Origin of the sequence: Hungatella effluvii (genome assembly GCF_003201875.1) — a bacterium.
In the GTDB taxonomy this organism is placed as follows: Bacteria; Bacillota; Clostridia; order Lachnospirales; family Lachnospiraceae; genus Hungatella; species Hungatella effluvii.
This window is the reverse complement of record NZ_QJKD01000022.1, coordinates 71,105-84,979: the sequence shown is the minus strand read 5'-3', so window position 1 is coordinate 84,979 and position 13,875 is coordinate 71,105. Positions and strand designations below refer to the sequence as shown.

The 13,875-nt window shown below is 50.1% G+C and carries 12 protein-coding genes; 8 read left to right on the top strand and 4 right to left on the bottom strand.

The window, feature by feature from the left end; genetic code table 11:
- Nucleotides 1-240: 240 nt before the first annotated feature.
- Genes DFR60_RS27075 through DFR60_RS27065 form a run of 3 tightly spaced genes read right to left on the bottom strand, consistent with a single transcriptional unit; the run spans nt 241 to nt 3,300 of the window.
- Complete coding sequence (locus DFR60_RS27075) at nt 241-1,041, bottom strand: HAD-IIA family hydrolase (protein ID WP_207659579.1); 801 nt, start codon at nt 1,039-1,041, stop codon at nt 241-243.
- A 12-nt stretch (nt 1,042-1,053) separates the two neighbouring features.
- Nucleotides 1,054-2,397: an ABC transporter substrate-binding protein gene (locus tag DFR60_RS27070; RefSeq protein WP_110326071.1), complete on the bottom strand. Its 1,344-nt coding sequence runs from the start codon at nt 2,395-2,397 to the stop codon at nt 1,054-1,056.
- Nucleotides 2,398-2,412: 15 nt separating this feature from the next.
- Complete coding sequence (locus tag DFR60_RS27065) at nt 2,413-3,300, bottom strand: sugar phosphate isomerase/epimerase family protein (RefSeq protein WP_110326069.1); 888 nt, start codon at nt 3,298-3,300, stop codon at nt 2,413-2,415.
- A gap of 378 nt (nt 3,301-3,678) precedes the next feature.
- On the opposite strand from DFR60_RS27065, the gene DFR60_RS27060 reads away from it, so the two are divergent.
- The 7 genes from DFR60_RS27060 (at nt 3,679) to DFR60_RS27030 (ending at nt 10,490) form a co-directional block, all read left to right on the top strand.
- Nucleotides 3,679-4,560 (top strand): glycoside hydrolase family 43 protein, encoded by an 882-nt coding sequence (locus DFR60_RS27060; protein ID WP_110326067.1) that lies wholly within the window; start codon nt 3,679-3,681, stop codon nt 4,558-4,560.
- Nucleotides 4,557-5,438, top strand: a complete 882-nt coding sequence (locus tag DFR60_RS27055; protein WP_110326065.1) for a helix-turn-helix domain-containing protein — start codon at nt 4,557-4,559, stop codon at nt 5,436-5,438. The genes DFR60_RS27060 and DFR60_RS27055 overlap by 4 nt, the downstream gene beginning before the upstream one ends.
- A 167-nt stretch (nt 5,439-5,605) precedes the next feature.
- Nucleotides 5,606-6,934, top strand: a complete 1,329-nt coding sequence (locus DFR60_RS27050; protein WP_110326063.1) for an ABC transporter substrate-binding protein — start codon at nt 5,606-5,608, stop codon at nt 6,932-6,934.
- A gap of 92 nt (nt 6,935-7,026) precedes the next feature.
- Nucleotides 7,027-7,203 carry a hypothetical protein gene (locus DFR60_RS30700; RefSeq protein WP_207659578.1) on the top strand — a complete coding sequence of 59 codons (177 nt, stop codon included), beginning with the start codon at nt 7,027-7,029 and terminating at the stop codon, nt 7,201-7,203.
- Between the two features lie 49 nt (nt 7,204-7,252).
- Nucleotides 7,253-8,158 (top strand): carbohydrate ABC transporter permease, encoded by a 906-nt coding sequence (locus tag DFR60_RS27040; protein WP_002605152.1) that lies wholly within the window; start codon nt 7,253-7,255, stop codon nt 8,156-8,158.
- A gap of 17 nt (nt 8,159-8,175) precedes the next feature.
- Entirely contained in the window at nt 8,176-9,018 is an 843-nt protein-coding gene (locus DFR60_RS27035; protein ID WP_002605151.1) for a carbohydrate ABC transporter permease, read from the top strand.
- A gap of 29 nt (nt 9,019-9,047) precedes the next feature.
- Nucleotides 9,048-10,490 (top strand): MGH1-like glycoside hydrolase domain-containing protein, encoded by a 1,443-nt coding sequence (locus DFR60_RS27030; protein ID WP_110326061.1) that lies wholly within the window; start codon nt 9,048-9,050, stop codon nt 10,488-10,490.
- A 106-nt stretch (nt 10,491-10,596) separates the two neighbouring features.
- On the opposite strand, the gene DFR60_RS27025 is transcribed toward DFR60_RS27030, so the two are convergent.
- A complete protein-coding gene (locus tag DFR60_RS27025; RefSeq protein ID WP_167437744.1) occupies nt 10,597-12,069 on the bottom strand; it encodes a GntR family transcriptional regulator in 1,473 nt (490 codons plus the stop codon).
- 247 nt (nt 12,070-12,316) lie between these two features.
- Here DFR60_RS27025 and DFR60_RS27020 point away from each other — a divergent pair, with 247 nt between their 5' ends.
- Entirely contained in the window at nt 12,317-13,852 is a 1,536-nt protein-coding gene (locus DFR60_RS27020; protein ID WP_110326057.1) for a diguanylate cyclase, read from the top strand.
- The last annotated feature ends 23 nt before the right edge of the window (nt 13,853-13,875 follow it).

Genomic DNA, 13,875 nt, shown 5'->3' with positions numbered 1-13,875 from the left:
TACCGGATCACAGATATCCAGACAATCTGAAAGAAACAGTGGTAATCTTCCCTGTTTTAGGCTATAATATTTCTCGGTAATGTTATTCATGGTAGTTTAATTTTACCACAAAAAGAAGAACGCCTCCAGGTTTCATACCTGAAAGCGTTCTTTTTTGGACTTTTTTCACAGCCCCTTTTTATTATCTATAAAAATTTGTGCCAGGGACGCCTTGTTCCTGTTGTCGGACCGTATTAAATGTTATCCCCTTAACAACTCCCCCATCTCCTTTAAGGAGAGGTAGACACCGTCAGGGCAAACCTTTGCGTGATCGAGATCCTCTCTCTTCGTCTCCCCCGTCAGGACCAGCAGACCGGCGGCTCCGTTATTTACGCCGGCGGCCACGTCTGTGTACAGGCGGTCTCCGACGAAGGCGGTACGATCTCTGGCGGCGCCCGTCTTTTCTAAGATCATCTCGACGGTCTCCGGAAATGGTTTTCCCACATACTTAGGCGTTTTTCCTGTGGACAGCGTGATCGCCGCACAGAAGGAGCCGCAGTCAGGTATGAATCCGTCCTCTGTCGGGCAGTTGATATCCAGATGGGTAGCGAGAAATGCCGCCCCATCCCGGATGTAACTGCACGCCCGTTCCAGCTTGTGATAGGTAAGCGTCGTATCAAACCCCACCACCACAAGGTCCGGCCGCTCTTCGGTCAGAGGGATGCCGGCCTTTTGAAAGCTTTTGCACAGCGTAGGCGTTCCCAGCAGATAGACGGTCTTTTCCGGATAATAATGCTTCAGATATTCGATCATCACGTCTCCGGAGGTCATGATCTGGCTGGAGTCGATGGAGCAGTCCATGCGTCTGAGCTTCTCGATGTAGGACTCGGAGGACTTAGAGGAATTGTTGGTGAAGAACAGATAGCGCCTCCCTGTCTCCTCAAGCGTCTGCAGAAATTCCAGGGCTCCCTCTAAAATGTGTTCTCCAAGATAAAAGGTTCCATCCATGTCCAATACAAAAAGTTCTGTCTTTTCAAGCAGTGATACTCTTCGTTCCTTCAACGCCGTTCTCCTTTATGAGTCCCCCAGTATTTCATCTATTTCTTCTGCCATTTCAGTTAGAGCAGATTCTACGTCCAGATCCTCCTGAATGATTTCGTCCATCCAGTTTTTCCAGGTGGTGGACGCCTGGCTCCAGTCGGAACGCTGAATTCCGGGTGTGATGACATCCAGATTGTCGAAAATAATCTGAAACTCCGGTTTCTTCTCCAGGAAGGCCTTGCCTTCGTCAGTCTCCTGCACCGATTTTCTGGTGGGCAGATATCCAGACTCGGAAGCCCAGATCATATTGACCTCCTTGCTCATTAAGTAAGAGAGGAATTCCCAGGAGGCATCCTTTACCTTCTGATCGTTCTTGGCCGGGAGGAATAAGACATTTCCGCCTAATTCCTGTTCCTTTGTCTTGCCTCCGGGCAGCCATTCCATCCCCACGTCAAAGCTGCAGCTGTCCGCCATGGTGTCAAACAAGGAACTGGTATAAACGATGGATAAAGCCTTTCCGTCAATAAAGTTCTGACGCATGACGGAAGCCGCGTCTTCTCCGGTGGCAAGGTAGGTGTAGCCCTTCTGGCACCAGTCTTTTAACTGGGAAACCAGTTTGATGGAATTATCAGAGGCCAGGTCTGTCCTGCCTTCCGGTGTAACCATCTGGACTCCGTTGTTTACAAAGAATGGTTCGTAGTACCAGGTGATCCAGCCGGGGATAATCATGCCGTAGCGGTTGGTCTTGCCATCCGCGCCGACATCGGAGGCCTTCTCTAAAAACTGGGGCATCTCATCCCAGGTCTTCGGCATCTCCAGACCTAACTCCTTCATTAAATCCCTGTTGTAATAGACCACTTCCGTGGATACGAGAAATGGAAGGGCAACCTGGACATCCTCGTATTTCGCAGCCTGAATCAGACCTTCGCCGAAGTCGTCAATCTCAAATCCGTCGCGCTGGATATAAGGCCCCAGGTCTTCACACAGGCCGCCTGCGCCGTAGCCCGTGACATAAGGGATATTGGCCATGGCGACGCCGGGAAGATTCGTATTGGCTGCATTTGCCGAGACGATGGCCTCGTTTAATGCGGAATAATTCCCGATATACATGGGTTTTACCACGATGCTGTCGTGTGTACTGTTGAAGTCACCGACTACACGGTTTAATGTCTCCTCATACTGGTTCTCCAGCGCATGCCAGAATTCGATCTCTATCACATCGGAAGCGGCTCCTGAGTCCGCAGCCGCCTCGGCGGCCGGTGCGCTGGCAGCCGGTGTGGTGCCGGCATCCGCCGTTGTTTCCTGAACTTTTGCGGAACATCCGCTCATGGTGATAACAGTCAGTAATGCAATCCCCGCCAAATATCTTTTTATCATAGTCTCTCCTCCTTTTTAGTTCGCCAGCGTAAGTAAATATACCCCCAGTTCATACGCATAACGCATCATTGCATCGATCATTGGATCCGGCAGGCGGTCCGTCATTTTATGTGTTTCGTAGGCGAACGCCCCCTGATAGTTGATTTTCTTTAAGGTCTTCATGATGGGCTCCCATTCTATTGTACCGAGATAGGGCAGCAGATGGTCGTCAATGACACCGTAATTGTCCTGAACATGGGTGGCAATCAGGCGGTCTCCCATCATTTCAAGACATTCCGGCTGGTTCCAGTGCATCAGATTGGCATGGCCGAAATCCCAGACAATCCCCACATTGTCATAGGACTGGTGCAGTGTATCCACCAGATCGATTAAATCTTCCGGATCTGCCAGATAACGGGGAACACGAACCCGTTTTTCACTGTCGTTGATGTCGAATAGATTTTCGATGGCTATTTTTACCCCATACTCGGCGGCCAGTTCCAAATGCGGTTTTAAGTACTCGATATTTTCCCGCTTGTTTTTCCGGTAATCCGGGCAGTATGGCAGGGAACCGCCGTGAATGACTACGATACCGGCCCCCAGCTCCGACGAAGCGATGATAGAACGGCGCACCATCTCCTCCTCTTCTTCCCGATAGGGGTAGTCCGGATCGATCACATTATAGAATGGAGCGTGTGACTGGCTGACCGTCATCCCCAGTTCCCCGATCAGACTCCTGCACTCCTGTATCCATTCTCTCCAGTTCTGATAGAACAACTCTGTCTTATGCCTTCTGGTCCACGCAAAGTTAAGATCTAAATCTCTAAAGCCCGCCCTGTGAATTCTGCGAATACTCTCCAGCATGGGCGCCACACTTCCGTCCGGTCTAGGACCATAAAACAATGTTGTTGTTGATAGCTTCATCTCTCTTCTCCTTAGTTTTATTAGCAATCAGGCCGTACGCTCCCGCTGTTTATAAAAGCCCCCCTTCTTTTACAGGATTGGGAAACGGTACGGTCAGTTCACTCCGCTTAAAAATACATAAAAAAAGAGCAAGGCTGTCATGTAAACACATGCCTTACTCTTCGTCTCATTAGCATCATTTGTTTGTAGTTTAACAAATAGACGACATGAAGTCAATAAATGTTTAATAATTAACAAACAAAAATTGGTAGAAATACCGTCAAAATGACCAAAAAATGCCGCGGGGCCGCTAAAAAATACGGGTATGTTCTTTCTTGGAGTTTTGTGATATGATGAAAAAAATAAGGATAACGGCTTTGCCGGAAGGAGAAGAACATCATGAAAAACACAGAAATTAACATCAGAGATCCATTTGTACTTGTGGAGGACGGAACGTATTATATGTACGGAACGAGGGCCGCTACCTGCTGGGGGGAGGCAGACGGTTTCGACTGTTATGTCAGTAAAGACATGGAGGATTGGGACGGACCGTTCGAAGTGTTCCATAAACCGGAGGACTTCTGGGCAGATCGGAACTGCTGGGCTCCGGAAGTGCACAAGTACCAGGAATTTTATTATATGTTTGCAACCTTTAAGGACAGCAGCGTTCATGGGGGAACTGCGATCTTGAAGTCGGAGAGTCCGCTGGGGCCGTTCGTCATGTACAGTGACTGCCAGATCACGCCGAAGGACTGGGAGTGTATCGACGGCACATTCTATGTATCACCTGACGGGACGCCGTATATGGTGTTTGTCCATGAGTGGGTGCAGATATCGGATGGCAGTATCTGCGCCGTGGAGCTGAGCCGCGACTTAAAGGAAGCCGTGTCCGAACCGGTGACCCTGTTCCATGCTTCGGAGGCAGTGGGATGGGTGCAGACGATTACCAATAAAAACCGGCCGGGACTTCATTACGTGACAGATGGCCCGTATCTTTACCGGACAGGCGGCGGACGCCTGATTATGCTCTGGTCCAGCTTTGGAAAAGAGGGCTATACAGAGGCGCTGGCTTACTCGGATAACGGGGACATTACGGGTAAATGGACACAGGATGACCGCCTGCTGTTTTTAAAGGACGGTGGTCACGGCATGATATTTGAGAGCATTTCCGGAGAACTGTATCTGACCCTGCATACGCCGAACGAGCATCTGAAGGAGCATCCGGTATTTTACCGTCTGATTGAGGAGGAGGACACGCTGCGCGTAGCGGAACTATCATGAAAGAAGTATTTTTCACGGGAAAATGCGACGGAATCGGAATCAGCCACGTCGCCAGGGACTGTGATCTAACGGAGACGATCGGATTTTATAAAAATGAATACCAGATTTATTATATTCTGGATGGGGAACGTTTTTTCTATCAGGGGAGCAAAAGCTACCGGATGGACAGGGGAACGCTTACCTTCATCGACAAACGGCAGATCCCCTTCACCAATGTGATCGGGGGAAAATACCACGAGAGAATATTGATTGAGGTGGATGAGAAATGGCTGGTCAGCATGGGAAAGGCCATGGAGCTGGACCTGATCGGTTTTTTCACAAATTATCACGGCGTTTACCGGCTGGAGGGAAAACATCTGGCGGCAGTGGAGAAAAAGCTCAAAAAGATGGAAGAGGTGATGGTGCAGAAGAGATCCTGCGCGCCCGCGGAGGTAAAGAATCTTCTGATCTCCGTTATAGTATCCATGCTGTATGGCGCGGGCACAAGGTGTGAGGAGTACAACATGCCAAACGGAAAGATGCTCCGTTACGCCAAGGCAAGGGAGATAATCCAGTATATTATGGAGCATTACTCGGAGGTCTACGGACTGGAGGACCTGGCTGGAATCTTCTACATGGACAAAAGCTATTTAAGCCGGATCTTCAAAGAGGTGACTAATTTTACCGTAAACGAATTTATCAACTGCCAGAGAATCGGTCATGCCAGGGATATGCTGCTGGATGAGTCGCTGTCCATGGAGGAAATTTCTCAAAAGCTGGGATATGAAAGATTATCCTATTTTGACCGTGTTTTTAAGAAATATGTGGGGATGTCTCCACTGCAGTACCGTAAATCCAAGCGAAAAAAGAATGAGGATGAAGAAAACCAGTCAATATAGTGCAAAAACTGGAGATTTTTTGATGGATTGGTGAAAGTGCCCAAATTGGTTGAAAAAATAAGTCTTAAATAGTAAGATATGTTTACAGAAACGTATCGGATCCGGAAAAGCTTAAGCAGGTAACCCGTGAGAACAAAGACAGCGAAAGGTGTAAAAGGGGATCAATTATGAAATTAAGAAGACTTATGGCACTGACAACAGCAGCTATTATGGCAGCATCACTGACCGCATGCGGCGGACAGAAAGCTGAGACAAATACACAGGCAGCGGACAGCGGAAAAGAATCGGCGGCGGCCGGAGAGCAGATCACACTTCGCATGGCGTGGTGGGGATCACAGACGAGACATGACGCCACCAACAAAGTAATCGAAATGTATGAGGAACAGAATCCAAACGTACATATTGAGGCGGAGTTTTATGATTTTGACAGCTACTTCACAAAGCTGGACACCCTGGTGGCAGCAGATGATGTATGGGATATCTTCCAGATGGGCGGAAACTTCCCGAAATATATAAACAGCATTGAGCCGATGGACGCCTACATCGAAGCTGGAACCATTGATGTAAGCGACACCACAGAGAACTTCCTGGCGACCACGAGAGACAACGACGGTACCCAGGTAGGAATCTCCATCGGAACCAACACCTACGGAATCGCCTATGATCCGGCCATGTTTGCGGAAGCGGGACTGGAAGAGCCGTCCGATAACTGGACATGGGATGAGTGGAAGGCTGACTGCCTGGCGATTACCGAAAAGCTGGGAATCTACGGAAGCTCAAAGATGGACAACTTTATCGCAGGTGTAACGCAGAGAGCTTCTCAGGCTGAGAAGGACGGCAACTTCTTCAAGAAGACCAACGATGGCCTGGAATTTACGGATACTGCCACCTTTGCATCGTATATGCAGATGATCAAGGATTTAACCGATGCGGGATCGTATCCTGATGCAGGTGCGATCAAGGAGATCAAGGACATCGAAGGCGACTATCTGGTAACAGAAGACGCAGCCATGACCTGGGTATCTTCCAACCAGATCGCCTCTATCGTCAATGCTGCCGGCAGAGAAATCAAGATTGCGCCGGTACCACGAATCACAGAGGACGGTTCCTACGGAATGGGCGTACAGTCCTCCCAGCAGTTATGTATGGCCAAGAGCTCCAAAAACAAAGAAGAAGCAGCCAGGTTCATCAATTACTTTGTGAATGACATCGAAGCCAATAAAGTATTAAACGGCGAGCGTGGTGTACCGATCATGTCGAAAGTAAGAGACGTAGTTATGGAGCAGGCAGATGACAGCAACAAGATGATCTACGATTTCGTAGACAAAATCGGCAACTTCCCCAAAGAAGACTGTAATGTAATCAGCCCCGACCCAAAGACGGAGATAGAAGATCAGTATAAGCTGCTGATTGAGAAAGTACAGTACGGAGATGTAACCCCAGAGGATGCAGCAAAACAATTAGTCGAATTTGCGGAGAGTAAATTTACGCGCTAGCAATGAGCCATGCGAAAAAGGGCAAATGCAGATATGCGTTGTGCTCGCACATAAGCATATCTGGGTTTGTCCTTTTTCATAGGGCGAAGCCCGTGACCGAGATGGAGCGAAGCGGAATCGAGGTGCATGGCGGACTCGAGGTGCGAAGCGGAATCGAGGTGCATGGCGGACTCGAGGTGCGAAGCGGAATCGAGGTGCATGGCGGACTAACGGGATGCAATCCCAATTCCAATCCCAATATCAAAGGCAGGTGGGACCAGCCCCTATAGAATTCACCTCACCTGCCTTTTCTGCGCAAAAAAATGGAGGAAATGACCAATGGAAGAAAGGAAGACCAGCAGAAAAAAGTTCTGGTACAACGACAATACGGTGGGCTATATTTTTTCGCTCCCGTTCATTATCGGTTTTCTGGCATTCACCCTGATACCGATTGCGGTTTCCATGTACTATTCGGTAACCGATTATAAACTGGGCCAGACACCGGCATTTATCGGAATCAAAAACTATCTGGAACTCTTAAAAGATGAGCGATTTATCAATTCCGTAAAAGTAACCCTGATTTATGTCGTTACATCCGTGCCGACGAAGCTGATTTTTGCGCTGTTCGTGGCGTATTTGCTGACACAGGGAAGGCGCGGCGTGACATTTTACCGTTCCCTGTATTACGTACCGTCCTTAATCGGCGGAAGTATCGCGGTAGCCCTCGTGTGGAAGACCATTTTTTCCAGAAAGGGCCTTGCCAACACGATCCTGGCTTCCCTGGGACTTCAAAAGCTGTCATGGCTCGGTGATCCGAAGCTGTCCATGGGAATCCTGGTCTTAATGTCGGCATGGCAGTTCGGTTCTTCCATGATTATTTTCGCAGCAGGTCTGAAGGAGATACCGGGCAGCTATTACGAGGCGGCGGAGATTGACGGCGCGAACAAATGGCAGCGTTTCTTAAGCATCACGCTTCCATGCCTTTCCCCCATCATTCTCTATAACCTGGTAATGCAGACCATCACGGCATTTATGGCATTTACGCAGGCGTTTGTCATCACACAGGGAGGTCCCAACGACGCGACCAACTTCTATGCCCTCTATGTCTACAACCACGCATTCAAATGGTCCAACATGGGGTATGCGAGTGCGATGAGCTGGCTCATGCTGGTTTTAATCAGCGTAATTACACTGATCCTGTTCAAATCCTCGAAGTTCTGGGTATTTTCTGAGGCGGATCAATAAGGAGGGGGAAAAAGATTATGACGAAAAAACACAAAATCGAAGCAGTCCTTTACCATTTGTTTGTGTGCCTGTTCGGACTCCTCATGATATATCCGGTGCTCTGGATGATCAGCGGCTCACTCAAAAATAACACGGAGATTTTAAACGGAGGAATGAATTTGATTCCCCCGGCCTGGAGAGTGGAAAACTTTGCCAATGGCTGGAAGGGATTCGGCGGAATCAGCTTCGCCACCTTCTTCTCCAACTCATTTTTCGTAGCCGCTGTTTCGACCCTTGCCACGGTACTGTCGTCGGCCTGTGTGGCTTATGCATTTTCGAGGGTGAAATACAAAGGAAGAAATATCTGGTTCACGGCCATGATCTGCACCATGATGATCCCGACACAGATCATTCTGGTGCCGCAGTACATCATATACAACAAACTTGGCTTCGTCGGAACGTATCTTCCGTTAATCCTGCCGCATTTCTTCGGCCAGGCCTTCTTCATCTACCAGATGATGCAGTTCGGATCCGGTATTCCGAGAGATTTAGACGAAGCAGCCATCATAGACGGATGCAGCAAATATACGATATTCACAAAGATATTCCTGCCGCTTTTAAAGCCATCCATCGTAACCACAATCATCATTCAGTTCTACTGGAAATGGGACGATTTCATGTCACCGATGATCTATTTGAGCAAGCCGAAGATGTACACCGCCTCCGTGGCGATCAAGAATTTTGCGGATTCCACTTCCACGACCGACTACGGTGCCATGTTCGCCATGTCCACCCTGTCCCTGATTCCGGTATTCCTGATTTTCCTGTTCTTCAACCGGTATCTGGTAGAGGGAATCAGCACGAGCGGTATCAAGGGATGATCACAGCAATACTATGACACAGAGAGGAAATGAGTGTGAAAAATCAAACAAGTGTATCCTTTCAGACCTCCGATGACCTGCTGCAAAAGCTGGTGGACACGGCTGAAGAAAAGTCCAGAGAGAATCTGAAACGGTTTGAAGACAGACTGGTGCTGATCGAAGGCGGCGGTTACGAGAAAATATGGCTGGAAACGCAGCCCATGGGCGGTGAGATGTACGCCAAACGCAATCTGGAGGCGGGAATCAACAATCAGTTGCTCTTTATGGAAAATCAGAGAGAGGACGGCAGAATACCCGGAAGCGTAGCCTGTGAAAACGGCAGGATTACTCCGCAGTTCAACAAATTTCAGGGCTTCTGTTTTCCCTCCGCTGCGCTGAATGTATACTACTTAATGGGAAAGGATCCGGGATATCTCGATCTGCTCTACACCACGCTGGAACGCTTTGACAGCTACTTATGGCGCGTGCGGGATTCCGACGGTGACGGCTGTCTGGAGACCTGGTGCAAATACGACACGGGAGAAGATCATGCCCTCCGGTACGGGGACGCCCCCAACGACTGGAGCGAGGAAGTGCCCCCGGAAGGATGCAGCGTGGTACCCATGGCTTCCATGGATATTATGAGCTTTTCCTATGCCTCAAGGGAAACGCTGGCGAAGATCAGCAGAATCCAAAAAGACATCAGGAGGGAAGCGTTCTGGAAGGAGAAGGCGGCCTGCGTGCAGGATAAAATCCGGTCCTATCTGTGGGATGACACCGCGGGCGCCTGCTTCGACCGGGACAAGAATCACCGGGTGCTGCGCACGATGACCCATAACAATCTGCGGGCCATGTACTGGAACAGCTTTACCCAGCCGATGGCCGACCGTTTCGTAAAGGAACATCTGCTGAATCCGGAGGAATTCTGGACGCATATGCCGCTTCCCTCGGTCGCGGTAAACGATCCGCTGTTTCGGAATGTGACGACCAACGACTGGAGCGGCCAGGCGGAGGCACTGACGTACCAGCGGGCCATCCGGGCTTTGGAAAATTACGGGTACGACAGCCTGATCCCGGAACTGGGCGAAAAGCTGTTTCGGGCCATCGGCAGGGACTGCGTCTTCGTCCAGCAGTATGACCCGTTTACGGCGGAGCCGTCCCTTGTCTGTCTGGATGGAGAACAGGACTGTTACGGACCTGCCCTTCTGTCGGTTCTGGAGTATGCGGCCCGCATGTACGGCGTCCATATCGAGCATGACGCGGTCTTCTGGGGAACCGTGGGCGGCCATGAGAGTGTTTATGAACAGATCTGGGGAGACCGTTCCTTTAAACTGGTTCAGAATGGAAATGGGGCGGAAGGCTTTATGAATGGAAGAAAGGTATTTGAAGCCGGACCGGGCGTCAAGGTGATTACCGGGCTGGACGGAAACGTGCTGGGAGTAAAGAAACTGTCAAAGAACGGAGATGTGAAAAGCATCCGCCAGAGGTTATAAGAATATAGAAGGAATAAGAATATAAAACGAATAAGAACATAAAAGAAGGCTCTGAAAGCTGCAAATGCAAACTTTCAGGGCCTTTTTCCATATCACGCGGACCGCGTCATTCCGGCGGCCATTCCTCCGTCTCCTCGATCCAGGCCACATGAGCGGCTTCCTTTACGCCGCCATCGATCAATCCTTTGCGAACAGTCTGAAAGGTTCGGAGAAACAACCGGCTGGATGCCCGGGAAAACAGCTTCGCGTCCCGCTCTTCCAGAGAGCGTAACAGGACCTTCATAATGGATGCCGTCTCCCCGGGAGTGAGCCATAGACTGCGGCAGGAGATGGGCCAGAGTGTCTGCCACATGAGCTGGCTGCATACCTCCGAGAGAGCGCTGTTTCCCATGGCATAGAACAGGTCGAAACACGTCCTATAGTGCCTGTAGCAGTCCTCCTGGTGTACACATTCCCTCATCTGCTCCGCGTAAAATGCCAGCGTGTCAGCGGGAATATCAGGAAAGAATACGCTGGAGATGCTCCCGGCTGTCAGTGCCAGCACCTGAAAGGCCTCCAGGGAGAGAAGCAGTTCTTTCTGGCACTCCTCGGACTGAGAAAACTGCATGGCCTGCTGGTTCACGATATCCAGGACCATCGTGCCCTTGCCGTTCAACGTTTTGACCGCGTTAAAACTGACCAGCAGCGAAAGACTCCGGCGTATGGTGATCTCCGCCACGGAAAATTCCTCCGCAAGCTGCGAGACAGACGGCAGGAACTCCCCCGGCTGGTATTGACGGCATAGAATTCGGTGAAGGAGAATCTGTGCGGTAAAGGATCTGCGTTCGATTCTGCCCTTGGTGATGTACCAGCGGAACGGAACCGGATCCGGAACCGGCTGACCGGTTCCGGCATAGGAAGCTTCCAGGTTCTTCCGCAGCTTCTCCGCCCGGAGCTGGCTGATCTGATCCAGCAGCCGTTTGATCCCGCCGAAATCTTCCGCAGCATGGCATGTCAGGAGATCTTCCATATATTTCGCCAGACGGTCAAAATAGAAATCAGAATAGCTGGCGTCAGTCATCAAGTATAAGTCTGAGAGATGGCCGAACATGGTGCTCTCTGTAAAGAGGCTGGCAAGAAGGGGATTCCCCAGGCTGTCCAGCACGGTGCAGAAAAAGTCGATAAAAGCCCGGAAATCCCAGCGCCGCACTCTGGAAAGGTACTGTGACAGCTTCTCTCTCTGGTCGGCCGGCAGGCGGCAGAACGCGGGGAACAGTATGGAAGAGAGAAACGAGCGCCTCAGACACTGCAGCTCCAGGGCCGCATCCTTGTGGGCCAGATAATAGGTCCGGCAGAAATCGGCGTGATCCTCGTTGCTGAAGTCTTTGATCACGACAGAGGACCGCCCGCTTCCGGAAGAGATAAATCCATCCTCCTTCAGCTGACGGAGCATCCGCCGTGTGGTTTTGTCGGATACGCCAAATGTTTCGGATATTTCATGAATAGAAGGGATGGCGTCTCCTTTTATATAGTAGCCCGATTGAATCCGGGTAACATAGAATTCGTAGATGTAACGGTACAGGCGTGAATCTCTGTCCATAGGGCATCCTTTCTGCTGGTAAAATACTGAAAATATTTTATCACAGACCATGTGGATTGACAATAAATGAAAATTTTAAAAATATCTTCTTTTTGGAAATATGATATGATATACTATACTTTATCAAATGGTACATTTTGAGCATTTAAGGCAGATGTGTTGTGTGAAGAACAGGCAGAGTAAGGCTGGGGGGCTGTAGAAACTCTGCTCCGTAAGGAGAGGAAAATGAGTATTAAGAGGTGTAGAAATGGAAGAAAAGAAAAAAGCCGGCATCAGCGACTTAAGTATCTATTACCAGGAACTCCTGTTCCAGAATGAAGAGATGAAACGGATTATGCAGGAAAATGAGCTGCTGAAGCAGAGATACCAGCGGCTCTATGAGGATGCGCCTGCAGGATACGTGGTATACAACCACAACGGCCAGATCATAGCGGCCAACAACACACTCTGCCGTCTTCTGGGCTTCCCCCCGCAGGAATGCCAGATACACCGCTTTCCGCGGTATGTTCTGCCTGAATTTCAGGATGAACTGTACTTAATGATCCAGAGAGTGCTGAAGAAGAAAACGCCGGAATCCATCGAAGTCCAGATCCGGGGTGCGGATGAGATCCGGGATGTCATGGTAACCACCAACTGTTATCGGGAAGAGGTGGAGATCCCAGGCATAGAGGAACTGGTGAGCAGCAATCTGCTCCGGAGCGTGATCACGGATATTACGGAACTGAAGAAGAGACAGAGAGACTTCTGGAACCGAAGCGTGCATGATCCGCTGACCGGAATCTACAACCGCCAGTTTTATAAAGAAGAGATGCATGACATGGATGTGCTGGAGAATCTTCCGCTGTCCGTGTCCATGGTGGACATCGACGGTTTGAAAATTATCAATGATACGCTGGGCCACGAGTTCGGCGACCAGGCGATCAAAATCATTGTGGATGAGCTGAAACGAAACGCCAGACCGGAGTATACACTGATGCGGGTCGGCGGCGACGAGATTGTAATCCTGTTTCCGAGGACGAATCTGGAAACGGTGCGCCGCTATATGCAGGAGGCGAAAAAGGCCATGGAAGAGAAGTCCATCTCAGGAATTCCCCTCAGCTTCTCCTGGGGCGCCGCCACAAAGAATACACCGGAGGAAGAGCTGTCTTTCATCGTGGCCGCAGCCGAGGATATGATGTACAGCCGTAAACAGGTCAGAGGCGGCAGCCGCTTTAATGGGGCTGTTCATATGATTCTGGAATCGCTGTTTGAACGTAACTGCCAGGTGAGAGACCACAGTCTGAGAATCAGGCAGTTCATCAATGACTTCGGAACATGGATGGGGCTCAGGGAAGAAGAGGTGGCCTGCTTATGCAGTGCCGGACTTCTGCATGATATTGGAATGGCCTCCATTTCCGACGAAATACTCAATAAAAACGGCATGCTGACGGAGACGGAACAGAGAGAAGTTCTGCGCCATCCGGAGGTGGGCGGCCGGATCCTCCATGCCAACGGTGACACTGCCGTATACGCGGAGGCAGTGCTCTACCACCATGAAAACTGGGACGGTACGGGCTATCCCCGCGGCCTGGCCGGTGAACAAATCCCGTTTGAAGCACGTGTCCTGGCAATCGCGGACGCCTATGACCGCATGAAGTACGGTTTGAATGGAAGAGGTACGAGGTACAAAGATGAAATGATGATCCTGGAAGAATTTGAGCGGTGCAAGGGCCGCCAGTTCGATCCGGAGCTTACTGAGAAATTACTTGAATGGAAGACAGAAAAGAAGCATCCCGCGTCCTGAAACGGTCTGGGATGCTTCTCTGT

Excerpts from the sequence above, each read along its gene's own strand:
- DFR60_RS27055 (WP_110326065.1), top strand. The coding sequence starts at position 4,557 with ATGAAAGAAGTATTTTTCACGGGAAAATGCGACGGAATCGGAATCAGC.
- DFR60_RS27070 (WP_110326071.1), bottom strand. The coding sequence starts at position 2,397 with ATGATAAAAAGATATTTGGCGGGGATTGCATTACTGACTGTTATCACC.
- DFR60_RS27060 (WP_110326067.1), top strand. The coding sequence starts at position 3,679 with ATGAAAAACACAGAAATTAACATCAGAGATCCATTTGTACTTGTGGAG.
- DFR60_RS27030 (WP_110326061.1), top strand. The coding sequence starts at position 9,048 with ATGAGTGTGAAAAATCAAACAAGTGTATCCTTTCAGACCTCCGATGAC.
- DFR60_RS27050 (WP_110326063.1), top strand. The coding sequence starts at position 5,606 with ATGAAATTAAGAAGACTTATGGCACTGACAACAGCAGCTATTATGGCA.
- DFR60_RS27065 (WP_110326069.1), bottom strand. The coding sequence starts at position 3,300 with ATGAAGCTATCAACAACAACATTGTTTTATGGTCCTAGACCGGACGGA.
- DFR60_RS27040 (WP_002605152.1), top strand. The coding sequence starts at position 7,253 with ATGGAAGAAAGGAAGACCAGCAGAAAAAAGTTCTGGTACAACGACAAT.
- DFR60_RS27025 (WP_167437744.1), bottom strand. The coding sequence starts at position 12,069 with ATGGACAGAGATTCACGCCTGTACCGTTACATCTACGAATTCTATGTT.
- DFR60_RS27035 (WP_002605151.1), top strand. The coding sequence starts at position 8,176 with ATGACGAAAAAACACAAAATCGAAGCAGTCCTTTACCATTTGTTTGTG.
- DFR60_RS27020 (WP_110326057.1), top strand. The coding sequence starts at position 12,317 with ATGGAAGAAAAGAAAAAAGCCGGCATCAGCGACTTAAGTATCTATTAC.